General features: G+C 73.1%; 15 protein-coding genes. 7 read left to right on the top strand and 8 right to left on the bottom strand.

Features of this window, described 5'->3' with window-relative positions; genetic code table 11:
• Positions 1-339 precede the first annotated feature (339 nt).
• A complete protein-coding gene (locus ACZ5D2_RS35820) occupies positions 340-981 on the top strand; it encodes a CatB-related O-acetyltransferase (RefSeq protein ID WP_371676926.1) in 642 nt (213 codons plus the stop codon).
• 1 nt (position 982) lies between these two features.
• Here ACZ5D2_RS35820 and ACZ5D2_RS35815 read toward each other — a convergent pair whose 3' ends face one another.
• Positions 983-1,540: a hypothetical protein gene (locus ACZ5D2_RS35815; protein ID WP_468935325.1), complete on the bottom strand. Its 558-nt coding sequence runs from the start codon at positions 1,538-1,540 to the stop codon at positions 983-985.
• 190 nt (positions 1,541-1,730) lie between these two features.
• Here ACZ5D2_RS35815 and ACZ5D2_RS35810 point away from each other — a divergent pair, with 190 nt between their 5' ends.
• The 4 genes from ACZ5D2_RS35810 to ACZ5D2_RS35795 all read left to right on the top strand — a co-directional run bounded on the left by ACZ5D2_RS35810 (position 1,731) and on the right by ACZ5D2_RS35795 (position 4,231).
• Entirely contained in the window at positions 1,731-2,720 is a 990-nt protein-coding gene (locus ACZ5D2_RS35810) for a Rossmann-fold NAD(P)-binding domain-containing protein (RefSeq protein WP_468935322.1), read from the top strand.
• 204 nt (positions 2,721-2,924) lie between these two features.
• A complete protein-coding gene (locus ACZ5D2_RS35805; RefSeq protein WP_371676923.1) occupies positions 2,925-3,065 on the top strand; it encodes a hypothetical protein in 141 nt (46 codons plus the stop codon).
• 32 nt (positions 3,066-3,097) lie between these two features.
• Positions 3,098-3,574, top strand: coding sequence for a macro domain-containing protein (locus ACZ5D2_RS35800; RefSeq protein WP_468935319.1), 477 nt, complete (start codon positions 3,098-3,100; stop codon positions 3,572-3,574).
• Between the two features lie 72 nt (positions 3,575-3,646).
• Positions 3,647-4,231, top strand: coding sequence for a GNAT family N-acetyltransferase (locus ACZ5D2_RS35795; protein ID WP_371676921.1), 585 nt, complete (start codon positions 3,647-3,649; stop codon positions 4,229-4,231).
• A 130-nt stretch (positions 4,232-4,361) separates the two neighbouring features.
• Here ACZ5D2_RS35795 and ACZ5D2_RS35790 read toward each other — a convergent pair whose 3' ends face one another.
• On the bottom strand, positions 4,362-4,637 hold the full coding sequence (locus ACZ5D2_RS35790) for a hypothetical protein (protein WP_371676920.1): 276 nt from the start codon (positions 4,635-4,637) through the stop codon (positions 4,362-4,364).
• 142 nt (positions 4,638-4,779) lie between these two features.
• Positions 4,780-5,508, bottom strand: coding sequence for a TetR/AcrR family transcriptional regulator (locus ACZ5D2_RS35785; RefSeq protein WP_371676919.1), 729 nt, complete (start codon positions 5,506-5,508; stop codon positions 4,780-4,782).
• 96 nt (positions 5,509-5,604) lie between these two features.
• On the opposite strand from ACZ5D2_RS35785, the gene ACZ5D2_RS35780 reads away from it, so the two are divergent.
• Entirely contained in the window at positions 5,605-6,297 is a 693-nt protein-coding gene (locus ACZ5D2_RS35780; RefSeq protein WP_371676918.1) for a DUF4386 domain-containing protein, read from the top strand.
• Between the two features lie 117 nt (positions 6,298-6,414).
• Entirely contained in the window at positions 6,415-6,798 is a 384-nt protein-coding gene (locus ACZ5D2_RS35775) for a hypothetical protein (protein ID WP_371676917.1), read from the top strand.
• Here ACZ5D2_RS35775 and ACZ5D2_RS35770 read toward each other — a convergent pair.
• From ACZ5D2_RS35770 to ACZ5D2_RS35750, 5 genes are all read right to left on the bottom strand, one after another.
• A complete protein-coding gene (locus tag ACZ5D2_RS35770) occupies positions 6,785-7,237 on the bottom strand; it encodes a nitroreductase/quinone reductase family protein (RefSeq protein ID WP_371676916.1) in 453 nt (150 codons plus the stop codon). The genes ACZ5D2_RS35775 and ACZ5D2_RS35770 overlap by 14 nt on opposite strands.
• Positions 7,238-7,345: 108 nt before the next feature.
• The gene (locus ACZ5D2_RS35765) at positions 7,346-7,852 is read right to left on the bottom strand and encodes a peptidylprolyl isomerase (RefSeq protein ID WP_371676915.1); all 507 of its coding nucleotides are present in this window, start codon (positions 7,850-7,852) and stop codon (positions 7,346-7,348) included.
• 120 nt (positions 7,853-7,972) lie between these two features.
• On the bottom strand, positions 7,973-8,158 hold the full coding sequence (locus tag ACZ5D2_RS35760) for a hypothetical protein (RefSeq protein ID WP_030226344.1): 186 nt from the start codon (positions 8,156-8,158) through the stop codon (positions 7,973-7,975).
• A 128-nt stretch (positions 8,159-8,286) separates the two neighbouring features.
• Complete coding sequence (locus ACZ5D2_RS35755; protein ID WP_468935311.1) at positions 8,287-9,321, bottom strand: YdcF family protein; 1,035 nt, start codon at positions 9,319-9,321, stop codon at positions 8,287-8,289.
• The gene (locus ACZ5D2_RS35750; RefSeq protein ID WP_468935308.1) at positions 9,318-10,910 is read right to left on the bottom strand and encodes an N-acyl-D-amino-acid deacylase family protein; all 1,593 of its coding nucleotides are present in this window, start codon (positions 10,908-10,910) and stop codon (positions 9,318-9,320) included. The genes ACZ5D2_RS35755 and ACZ5D2_RS35750 overlap by 4 nt, the downstream gene beginning before the upstream one ends.
• Position 10,911: the final 1 nt, after the last annotated feature.

The following is a 10,911-nucleotide window of genomic DNA, read 5'->3' as shown; positions in this document are numbered from 1 at the left end:
GTCGCTTCGCGATGGCCTTCGGCCACCCTTGACCGACCGTCCCGCCCCGGAATGCCAAAGACTGTCGGGAAGCCCCCAGGGAAACGGCCGGGAGGAAACCGAGGGCCTGGGGGCCAGCCAGAGATGTGCGAGCCCTCCCCGCCTGGCCAGACCCGAGATACGGGCCCACATCCATCAGATCCCGGGCCGGGGGCAGCCAGCCCACCCGAAACAGCGATCAGACCGTCCGGCAGTGCCTTCGGGACGGCAGGCGCGTCGGATCGCTACGCGCTTCGCTCGGCATGGCGGCTGCGATCCGTCTGGGGCTGGACATGGGCGTCAATTAACGTGGCGCTCACCATGGACCAATTGCCCGCGGACCCGACGGTGTTGCACCCGTTTCCCGACCAGCCGCGCGTGGTGCTGCTCAAGCCGCTCGTGACGTCCGGGCTGATCGAGGTCGGGGAGTACTCGTACTACGACGATCCGGACGATCCGACCGCCTTCGAGACCCGCAACGTGCTCTACCACTACGGGCCGGAGAAGCTGGTGATCGGGAAGTTCTGTGCCCTCGGGACCGGGGTCCGATTCATCATGAACGGCGCCAACCACCGGATGGACGGTCCCTCCACGTTCCCGTTCCCCATCATGGGCGGGTCCTGGGCCGCGCACTTCGACCTGCTCACCGGACTGCCCGGCCGGGGTGACACCGTGGTCGGCAACGACGTCTGGTTCGGCTACGACACGATGGTGATGCCCGGAGTGCGCATCGGTCACGGGGCGATCATCGGCTCGGGCGCCGTCGTCGTCGACGACGTTCCCGACTACGGCATCGTGGGCGGGAATCCCGCACGCCTCGTCCGCACGCGCTACGACGATGCCGACGTCGCCCGCCTCCTGCGGGTGGCCTGGTGGGACTGGCCCGCCGAGCACATCACCGAGCACGTCCGCGTCATCATGTCCGGCACCGTCGACGAACTGGAAGCGGTCGCACCGCGCTGAATCAGGTGTTGGTGTTGAGGAAGCCGATGACCACGGAGCCCCACCAGCACGCCTGCGACACGAGGGCGGTCACCCCGCCCCACAGCAGGAGCCGACCGCCGACCGGCAAGGTCACTTCCTCCATCCGGCGGCCCAGCAGGCCCGCCTGGAGTCCGTTGAGGGTGAGGACGGCGACCAGCCCGAGCTTCGTGAGGGTCAGCGGGGAGTGCACGTCGGGGTGCAGCATCATGCCGCTCGCCACGAGGCCCCCGAGACCGGCCCAGATGGGTACGTGCAGCCGCGCGGTCGCACCGACCACCTCGGTCAGGGTGCAGCGCCCGGTGGCCCAGAGGAGCCCGTAGTAGTCGGCCGACAGGACCGCACCGAAGCCGAGCACGAGGGAGGCCAGGTGCACGAAGAGCGCGGCGGAATGCAGCGTCTCGTCGGTCTGTATGTGGAGCGAGAACCACAGGCCGGCCGTCAGCACGACCATCGCGCACACCGCGCCCGCCGCCACCGTCCACCACGAGTCGAACAGGCGGACAGGACGGGCGGGAAGTCTGACGGCGGGGGACGACATGTGAGCTGACTCCGGGGGAAGGTCACGGCACTGTCTGCCGCGTCGAGGCAAGGTAAGGCTTACCTAAAGACTCTTTTCCGTCAATCCACGTCCACGACCCAAGACCGTGAACCCCGCCACACCCCCACGCGCGCTCCGCTCTGGGCGAAGGGGCCTGCCCCGGACCCGCAGGCCGTGGTCCAGTGGGCTGATGGAGATCTTGGTACTGGGCGGAACGGCATGGGTGGGCCGCGAGATCTCGCGGCAGGCACACGGACGGGGGCACCTGGTGACCTGCCTGGCCCGCGGGGAGAGCGGCGGGGTGGCCGAGGGCGCGCGTCTGGTGGCCGCCGACCGGCGCGACCCCACGGCGTACGAGTCCCTGGCGGGCCGTGACTGGGACGCCGTGGTCGAAGTGTCCTGGCAACCCGGCTTCGTGCGCGGCGCGCTGGCCGCCCTCGGCCGCCGCGCCCGGCACTGGTCGTACGTGTCGTCGGTCAGCGCGTACGCCGAGCACGGGCGGCCGGGCGCGGACGAGTCGGCCGCGCTCCTTCCGGCGGTCCAGCAGGCCGAGGTCGGCCGCGAGGTGTACGGGGAAGCGAAGGCGGCCTGCGAGAAGGCCTCCACAGCCGCGGTGGGGGATCGGCTGCTGATCGCGCGGGCCGGGCTGATCGCCGGTCCCGGCGACGGGAGCGGCCGCACCGGCTACTGGGTGGCCCGCGCCGCCCGCGACCCGCTGGCGCCCATGCTGGTCCCGGACTCCCCGGACCTCCTGACGCAGGCGATCGACGTCCGGGACCTCGCGGCGTGGCTGCTGGACGGCGCCGAGAAGGGGACGACCGGCACGTACGACGCGGTAGGCCCGGTCGTGCCCTTCGCCGAGTGGGTCGCCCTGTCCCGGGAGGTGGGCGGGCACACCGGGCCGGTCGTGGGGGCCGACCCCGACTGGCTGCTCGCGCAGGGCGTGGAGCGGTTCATGGGGCCGGAATCGCTGGCCATGTGGATGCCCGACCGGGAGTGGGCCGGCTTCGGAGCGCGCAGCGGAGCAGCGGCGGTCGCGGCCGGCCTGCGCCACCGCCCCCGGGCCGAGCTGCTGAGGGACACCCTGAACTGGGAGCGCGAAGCAGGCCTGGCCCGACCGCGCCGGGCCGGCCTGAGCGCCGAGCGCGAGCGCGCCCTCCTGAAGGCCCTCGCTCCGTGAGCCCCGGCCCACCACACCGGCACCGGACGGCCGCCGGACGCCAAGCCGGGAGAAGCGCGTAGCGATCTGACGCGCCTGCCGTCCCGAAGTCACTGCCGGACGGTCTGATCGCCGTTTGGGGTGGGCTGGCTGCCCCCAGCCCTCCCCTGATCCGGACCAAGGGCGCACCGCCGCCCCGGCCCCGCTCTGCACAAGGCCCCTCCCATGACCCGGACCGCGCCACCGCGCCCGCTCGACGCCGGGTACGTGGTGGAGCCCCGCGTGCTGCATCCCGAGCAGGGCGAGCTCAACGTCTTCGCCTGCCCGTCCGATCCCGGGCACCCGCACCGCTGGAGCATCCAGTGAGGGTTGTCGGTGCCGCCGCCTAGCGTGGAGGCATGAAGCCGATCAGGATCATTGCCGGAGACGCCACGAGTCCGCAGGCCAAGGGGCCGAAGCTGATCGCGCACGTGTGCAACGACATCGGCGGGTGGGGCAAGGGGTTCGTGCTCGCCGTGTCGCGACGCTGGCCCGAGCCGGAGGCCGCGTTCCGGTCCTGGCACCGGGGGAGGAGCGGGAACGACTTCGGGCTCGGGGCCGTGCAGGTGGTGCGGGTGCAGCCCGACGTGTGGGTGGCCAACATGGTCGGCCAGCGCGGGATCCGGACCGGCAGCGGCGGCCCGCCGATCCGCTACGACGCCGTCGCGCGCGCTCTCGCCACCCTGGCCGACCACGCCGTCGAGTTGGGGGCCGGCGTCCACATGCCCCGGATAGGCTGCGGGCTCGCGGGCGGCAAGTGGTCCCGTATCGAACCGCTGATCACCGACGCCCTGTGCGCCCGGGACGTGGAGGTGACGGTCTACGACCGGAGTTGACCCTCAGCCGCACCTCGAACCCGCACCTCGAACCCACACCCGAACCCGCACCCCCGTGGCAGCATCGGGGGCATGCGCTACCGATATGCCGTAGAAGCCGACGCGCCGGCCCTGGCCGGGCTGTTCGCGGCCAATCACCACGACGCCCTGACCGAGGAGCAGCGGGCCGAACAGGGCTTCGTGCAGGGGGCCTTCGGGGTCGAGACCCTGCGCGGAATGGCCCGGGACCGGGAGCTGTTGGTCGCCGATGCCGGGCAGGGGCGGCTCGCCGGACTGCTCGCGCTGTCGGTGGCCCGGGACATGGGCGACCCGCCGGCGGCGGTGCTCGGGCTGCTGCACGCGCAGGACGGCCTGGACTGGCAGGGGCGGCCGCTCGGCGAGGTGCCGTGGCTGCTGTACGGGCCGGTCGTGGTCGACGCCGCGTTCCGCGGACACGGGGTGGCCCGGGGGCTGTTCGGGATGGCGCTCGACGCGGCGGTGGGGCGGGCCGGGCTGCTGGTGGCCTTCATCGAAGCCGGGAACGCATCTTCGTGGAAGGTCCACGTCGACGCCTTCGGGATGATCCCGCTGGGGGAGTACGTCGTCGACGGCCGGACCTACACGGCGGTGGCGGTGCCGGTCGCTCCGCTGGGCGAAGAGGGCTCGGAGCCGGCCTGAGAGGGCCGGCCTGAGAAGGCACAACCACGGCGCACGCCGAGGACGACGAGCGCCGCGTCCTCGGCCCGCGGGGTCGGCGACGCACCGGACGACGCGGGCCCGACCGGCACGATCTGAAGGGACGGACGGCCTAGCGCGGCTCGTAGGCCGCCTGTCGGCAGGCGCCGTTCGCGGCGCCGCCGGCGACGCCGGCCGCGGTCAGCCCGTTCACGCACCCCGCCAGGTCGTTGACCACGCCACGGGTGCACGCCGCCTTGACGGTGTCGGTGACCGCGACGCCGGACATCTCGACCGTGCCCGTGCAGGCCGGGATGTCCGCGTGGGCGGCGGGGGCGGCCAGGGCGGCGCCGCCGAGCGTGAGGGTGAGGCCGGTGAGGACGCCGGCGATACGGGTCGACGTGCGCATGGAAGGCACCTGCTCTCCGGAATCGCGCGGCCGCGGAACCGGGTGTCCCGGATTCGCGGAGGAAGGGCGAAGACGAGCGGATACGAGGGTTCCTCCCTCCCCCTTCGACGCTAGAGCAGCTCCCCGCCGCCCGCACCCGCGCTCACCGTGCCGACGTCCAGCCCTGGCCGCGCAGCCTCTCGAAGCCGTCGAGGAGGAGGTCCAGGGCGAACTCGAACTCGAACTGGTCGTCGCAACCGCCCCCGACGGTGGAGTCCCCGTCGTGTGCGGCCGCCGCGGCCAGTTCCGCGATGCGCGGGTAGCGCTCCGCCAGCCCCGCGCCCGTGGGGCCGGACGGCGCCACGGGGCCCTCAGGGCCCTCGGCGCCCTCGGGCCCCGCCGGCCCCGAGGTGGTGAACAGTTCCTGGCTGAAGCCGAGCAGGCGGCTGCCCATGGCGTGCATGACGTGGTGCGTGAGGTCGGCGGACAGGCCGCCCTCCCGGAAGGTCCCGGCCATCGACTCCAGGTAGTCCAGCACCGCCGGGGTCGGCCCGGTCCGTGACTCGATGACCCGGGCCGCCCAGGGGTGGCGCAGCAGGACCCGCCGGGCCGAGAGGATCCGGGCGCGGACGATCTCCCGCCAGTCGGGGCCCGCGCCCGGCGGGTCGATCTCGCCGACGACGGTGTCGGTCATGCCGTCGAGCAGTTCCTCCTTGTTGGCCACGTGCTTGTAGAGCGCCATCGGTACGACGTCGAGCTCCTGCGCGAGCCTGCGCATGCTGAGCGCGTCGATGCCGGTTCCGTCGGCCAGCGCGACGGCGGCCCGCAGGACGCGCTCCCTGTTGAGGGGCGTTCGTCGCGCGGTGCGGTGCGTGGCTTCCTGCCGGGTCATTCCGGGCCCCTTCCCTCGTTCGGCCTTGACGAGTGTACGGCGTACACCTATGGTCGGCCGCAGGTGTACGCCGTACACCCAGGAGGGGGATCGATGATGAGTCCGGACCGGAGAACCGCGGTGGCCGCCGGGGCGCTGTTCCTGCTGACCGAGGTCGCCGCGATCGCGGGGGCCGCCCTGTACCGCCCGCTGCTGGGCGCGGCGGACGGCCGGCTCGCGCAGGGCGCCGACACGCGGGCGCTGCTCGGGGCCCTGTGCGAGGTGGTTCTGGTGGCGGCGGTGACCGGTACCGGGGCGGCGCTGTTCCCCGTGCTGCGGCGCCGCGGCGAGGGGGTGGCGCTGGGGTACGTCTGCGGGAGGCTGCTGGAGGCGGCCCTCATCGCCGTCGGGATCGTCGCGGTGCTGGGGCTCGTCACCCTGCGGCGGGAGTCCGGGGGCGCGGCCGGTGCCGCGGCCGATGCCGCGCTGGTGGCCGTCCACGACTGGACGTTCCTGCTCGGGCCGAACATCGCCCTCGGGATGAACACCGTCCTGCTCGCGTCCCTGGCCTACCGCGCGCGGCTCGTGCCCCGCCCGCTGGCCCTGCTCGGGCTGGTCGGGGGGCCGCTGATCTGCGCTTCTGCCGTCGCCGTGATGTTCGGGCTCTATGCCCAGCTCTCCGTGCCCGGCTCCCTCGCCGCGCTCCCGGTGTTCGCCTGGGAGCTGGGGTTCGCGGGGTGGCTGATCGCCCGGGGGTTCGGGCCGCACGGGTCGTCCGCCCTGGAGCGCTCTCGACGGCCGAAGGGGTGATCGTGCCGGACACGCCGGATCGGCGGCTCGTGGCGAATCGATTCGCCACGAGCGGGGCCTCCTAACGTCGGCCCCGCAGTCCCACTTGATGATCTTCGAGAAGGGATCACTCCCCGCATGAAGCTCCGCAACGCCGTCGCCGCCACCCTCGGCGCCCTCGCGATCACCCTGTCGATGTCCGGCTCGGCCTTCGCCGCCGAGGGCGACTTCCACTACACGTACCAGGCGGAGGACGGCCAGGTTCACGAGGCCGCACTCAGCAACCCGGCCAACGACACCTGTGTCAACCTCTCCGGCATCGCCTCCGACGAGGCCCCGGCCGGCTACGGTCCGCAGAACTCCACGGACGCCTACGTGGTCCTCTACCTCGGCGCCGACTGCAACGAGGAGAGCCCCACGACGGTCCTGCGGCCGAACGGGCAGCGCGCCACCGACGACATGAAGGTCCGCTCGGTGAAGTTCACCACCGAGCGCCCCAGCATGCGCCTCATGCCTCGATGATCACCAGCGGGACCTCCCGCGGCCGGGACGCCTCCCGGTAGTCGTCGAACGGCGGCCACAGGGCCGCCATGGCCTCCCAGTACGTTTCCCGCTCCAGCGCCGTCGCCGTGCGCGCCCGGGCCGGGAAGACGTCTGCGCCCACCTGGAGGCGGACCTCCGGGTGGGCGGTGAGGTTCCGGTACCAGGCGGGGTGGCGCGGCCCGCCCGAGCCGACGGCCACGACCAGGTGGCGGCCGGCGTCCCGCCCGTAGATCAGCGGCGTGCGGGCCGTGCGGCCGGTCGCCCGGTCGAGGGTGGTGAGCAGCAGGGTGGGGACACCGTGCCACAGGTGGCCGTCCGCGCCCCCGCTGGCGACGTACGTCCGTACGTGGTCCAGGCGCGGTCCGGGGTGCGGGTCCGTGGGGTGGTCCCAGTCGACGGTGACGGCGACGCTGTTCATCTGACCTCCGTGGCGCGGCCCCCGGACGGCTAACGAGCTCCGTCGATTCTGGATGCGGCACACCGGCCGCGCAGGCGGGTGGCCGGGTCCGCCGGACGCCCGTGCCGGTCAGCCCGGTACGACCACGGCCGCCCGCTCGATCACGACGGGGACCAGCGGCACGTCTCCGTGCCCGCCCGCCCGGCCGGTGCGGACGGCGGCGATGGAGTCGACCACGTCCCGGCCGTCGGTGACCACGCCGAACACCGCGTAGCCGTACCCGGCGGGCGTCGGGGCGGTGTGGTCCAGGGCCGGGTTGTCGGTGGTGTTGACGAAGAACTGCGAGGTGGCGGAGTGCGGGACGCTGGTCCGGGCCATCGCCACCGTGTACCGGGTGTTCTTCAGCCCGTTGTCCGCCTCGTTGCGGACCGGCTCCCCGGTGGGCCTCTGCCGCATGTCGGCGGTGAAGCCGCCGCCCTGGTTCATGAAGCCGGGGATCACCCGGTGGAAGACGGTGCCGTCGTAGTGGCCGCTCTCCACGTAGCCGAGGAAGTTGGCCACCGATGCCGGGGCCAGCTCCTCGTAGAGGTCGATGACGATGGTGCCGAGGCTGGTGGTCAGCTTCACCTGGGGCATGACGGTTCCGGTTCCTTCCGGTGCTGAAACGTGCCTCTCAGCTTCGCAGAGGGTCACCGGGGGACCACGGCCCGGGGTGCGGCCCCGGGCCGGACCGTCGGCAGTGCCTTCGAGCGGCCGCTAGGGCAGATAGCGCTCGATGACCTGCGGCCCCTCCTTCTCCATCAGTTGGCGCGCCTTCTCGACCCGCTCCGGTGTCACGTCCTGCCCGGTCGCCATCACCAGGTCCTCGGGGTCGTACGGTCGCTCCCCGCCCGTGAAGAGCCGGTCCGACCGGGTGGGCTGCTGGTCCGCTTCACTGTCCATCGGTGCCTCCTCGTGCCCCCTCAGGCCCCCATACTCCGGCCCCGGCCCCATGAACGCACCTCGGGGCGCGGGGCACCGCACGGGACCCCGGGCCGGGCCCCGGATCAGGCCCCGGGCCGGGCCCCGGATCAGGCCCCGGATCCGGCGGCGGTGAGGGTGGCCACGGCGCCGAGGGCGGTCAGCACTCCGCAGATCCAGAGGTTGACCGCCTTGTGCTCCCAGAACACCGCGACGAACTCGCGCAGCGTCGCGCTGGGCAGGAAGTACCGCGCCGTCGGCGAGCCCAGCACCTGTCCGTTGACCCCGGCCTTGCGGGCCATCATCGCGGCGCGGAAGGCGTGGAAGTTGTTGGTGACGACCACGCACCGGTAGCCCGGGTCGGCCGCCTCCATGATCTGCCGGGAGAACAGCATGTTCTCCTCGGTGGTGGTGGACCGGTCCTCCAGCACGATGTGCTCGGCCGGAACCCCCTCGGCGATCAGCCAGTCCGCCATCGCCCGCGCCTCGGCGACCTTCTCGTCGGTGCCCTTGCCGCCCGAGGGGAGCAGCACCGGCGGGCGGCTGCCCCGGCTGATCTGGGCCTCGTAGATCTCCTGGCCCTTGCGCAGGCGCGAGGCCAGCAGGGGCGGCACCCGTTCGCCGCCGATCAGGCCGGAGCCCAGCATGACCACGTGGTCGACGTCGCCGCGGACCTTGATGCGGCCGTAGAGGAAGGCGTAGCCGAAGAAGCACAGGAAGACGAAGGAGACGTAGCCGACGACCAGAGTGAGGGTCGCAGCGATGCCGGCGAGGGTCCTGGAGCCGGTCCAGGCGACCGTGACCAGCAGGGCGATCATCGCGAAGATCCCGAGCCCCGCCAGCAGGGACAGCAGGTTGGCCGGCCGGCCGCCCTCCTTGCGGACCATGGTCATGCCGTTGCGGACCAGGAAGACGCCGAGGGCCACCACGCCGACCGCGGGCACGAAGAAGACGAGCGCGAACAGGGTCAGCGCGGCCCACGGCGGCAGCGCCGTCAGCTGGAGCAGCATGACGAACGAGAGGGAGACGAAGGTCAGTCCGAGCAGGACCGCGTTGCGGAAGCGGCGGCGGTCCTTCCAGACGCTGACGCAGAACACGAGGAAGAGGAGGGCGGGGAGGACGAAGGCGGCGACCATGGCGTTCATCGTATGGGCCGTCGGTGAACGGGAGTCCGGCGCACGGAGCGGCCCGCCAGGACGTCCGTACGGCGTCCGTCGCGGATGACGGGAAGGCCGTCGATCAGTACGTGCGGGATGCCGTGCGGCAGGGCGCGCGGCGCCTCGAAGGTGGCTCCGGCCGCGACCGTCTCCGGGTCGAAGAGGACCAGGTCGGCCCGGAACCCCTCGCGCACCAGGCCCCGGTCGGGCAGGCGCAGCCGTGCCGCGGGGCGGCCGGAGAGGTGGGCGACGCATTCCTCCAGGGAGAGCACGCCGAGTTCGCGCACGTAGCGGCCGAGGTAGTGCGGGAAGGTGCCGTACGCGCGGGGGTGGGGCTTCGCGCCGTGCAGGATGCCGTCGGAGCCGCCGGTGTGGGCGCGGTGGCGCATGATCGTGCGGACGTTGTCCTCGTGGCCGACGTGCTGGAGGACGGTCGGGCCGAGCCGGTCCGCCAGCAGGAGCCGCCGGGCGGTGTCCCAGCCGTCCAGGCGGGTGCCCACGTGGCCGGCGAGGGCCGCGGAGGCGGTCCCGGAGACCTCGATCGTCGACCAGTCCACGGGCACCCCGTGGCAGCCGTCGGCGCCCTCCACTTCCATGGCGTGGCGGATCCGGTCGGCGGTGGCGTCGTCGCGCAGCCGGGCCAGGACCGCCTCGGGGCCGCCCTCGTTGGCCCAGCCGGGGAGCAGGGCGACGAGGGTGGTGCAGCCGGGGGTGTACGGGTAGCTGTCGAGCGTGAGGTCGGCGCCCCCGGCGAGGGCGGTGTCGAGGAGGTCCAGCAGTTCTCCGGCCCGGCCCTCGTTCTCGCCGAAGTTCATGGTGGCGTGGGCGAGGTGGAGGGCGCATCCGGCCTCGCGGGTCAGGTCGAGCATCTCGGCGTAGGCGTCGAGGGCACCGCGGCCGTACGAGCGGTGGTGCGGGCAGTAGTAGCCGCCGTAGCGGGCCACCACCCGGCACAGTGCGGTGAGTTCGGACCCGGACGCGTACATGCCGGGGGTGTAGGTGAGCCCGGAGGACAGGCCGACGGCGCCCTGCTCCAGCCCCTCGGCGACGAGGGAGCGCATCCGGTCGAGTTCGGCGGGGGTGGCGGGGCGGTCGTCCCAGCCGAGGGCGTACGCGCGGACGGTGCCCTGGGGGACGAGGTAGGCGGCGTTCACGGCGATGCCCCGTCCGCCGAAGCCGTGGTCCAGACGGTCGAGGTAGCCGCCGATGGTGCGCCAGTCGAAGTCGACGTCCTCGCCGGTGCCGTTCCAGCCGGCGATGGCGGTGCGCACCCCGGTGAGGGTCCGCTCGTCGGCGGGGGCGTACGAGAGCCCGTCCTGGCCCAGGACTTCGAGGGTGACGCCCTGGGCTGCCTTCGCGCTGTGGTCAGGGTCGCGCAGCAGCGCGAGGTCGCTGTGGGCGTGCATGTCGACGAACCCGGGGGCCAGGACCAGCCCCCGGGCGTCGATCGTGCGCCGTCCGCCGCCCGGGATCCGGCCGATCCCGGCGATGCGCCCCTCGTGGACGGCGACGTCGGCGGTGTAGGAGGGCCCGCCGGTGCCGTCGGCGACGAGGGCGCCGCGGATGACGAGGTCCACG

This window comes from Streptomyces sp. NPDC031479 (genome assembly GCF_055581065.1).
This window is presented reverse-complemented; position numbering and strand designations above follow the sequence as displayed.

Bases quoted from the DNA above. Each gene is read 5' to 3' on its own strand.
- ACZ5D2_RS35810 (WP_468935322.1), top strand. From the start codon at position 1,731: ATGGAGATCTTGGTACTGGGCGGAACGGCATGGGTGGGCCGCGAGATC.
- ACZ5D2_RS35790 (WP_371676920.1), bottom strand. From the start codon at position 4,637: ATGCGCACGTCGACCCGTATCGCCGGCGTCCTCACCGGCCTCACCCTC.
- ACZ5D2_RS35795 (WP_371676921.1), top strand. From the start codon at position 3,647: ATGCGCTACCGATATGCCGTAGAAGCCGACGCGCCGGCCCTGGCCGGG.
- ACZ5D2_RS35805 (WP_371676923.1), top strand. From the start codon at position 2,925: ATGACCCGGACCGCGCCACCGCGCCCGCTCGACGCCGGGTACGTGGTG.
- ACZ5D2_RS35820 (WP_371676926.1), top strand. From the start codon at position 340: ATGGACCAATTGCCCGCGGACCCGACGGTGTTGCACCCGTTTCCCGAC.
- ACZ5D2_RS35775 (WP_371676917.1), top strand. From the start codon at position 6,415: ATGAAGCTCCGCAACGCCGTCGCCGCCACCCTCGGCGCCCTCGCGATC.
- ACZ5D2_RS35755 (WP_468935311.1), bottom strand. From the start codon at position 9,321: ATGAACGCCATGGTCGCCGCCTTCGTCCTCCCCGCCCTCCTCTTCCTC.
- ACZ5D2_RS35760 (WP_030226344.1), bottom strand. From the start codon at position 8,158: ATGGACAGTGAAGCGGACCAGCAGCCCACCCGGTCGGACCGGCTCTTC.
- ACZ5D2_RS35770 (WP_371676916.1), bottom strand. From the start codon at position 7,237: ATGAACAGCGTCGCCGTCACCGTCGACTGGGACCACCCCACGGACCCG.
- ACZ5D2_RS35765 (WP_371676915.1), bottom strand. From the start codon at position 7,852: ATGCCCCAGGTGAAGCTGACCACCAGCCTCGGCACCATCGTCATCGAC.
- ACZ5D2_RS35800 (WP_468935319.1), top strand. From the start codon at position 3,098: ATGAAGCCGATCAGGATCATTGCCGGAGACGCCACGAGTCCGCAGGCC.
- ACZ5D2_RS35815 (WP_468935325.1), bottom strand. From the start codon at position 1,540: ATGTCGTCCCCCGCCGTCAGACTTCCCGCCCGTCCTGTCCGCCTGTTC.
- ACZ5D2_RS35780 (WP_371676918.1), top strand. From the start codon at position 5,605: ATGAGTCCGGACCGGAGAACCGCGGTGGCCGCCGGGGCGCTGTTCCTG.
- ACZ5D2_RS35785 (WP_371676919.1), bottom strand. From the start codon at position 5,508: ATGACCCGGCAGGAAGCCACGCACCGCACCGCGCGACGAACGCCCCTC.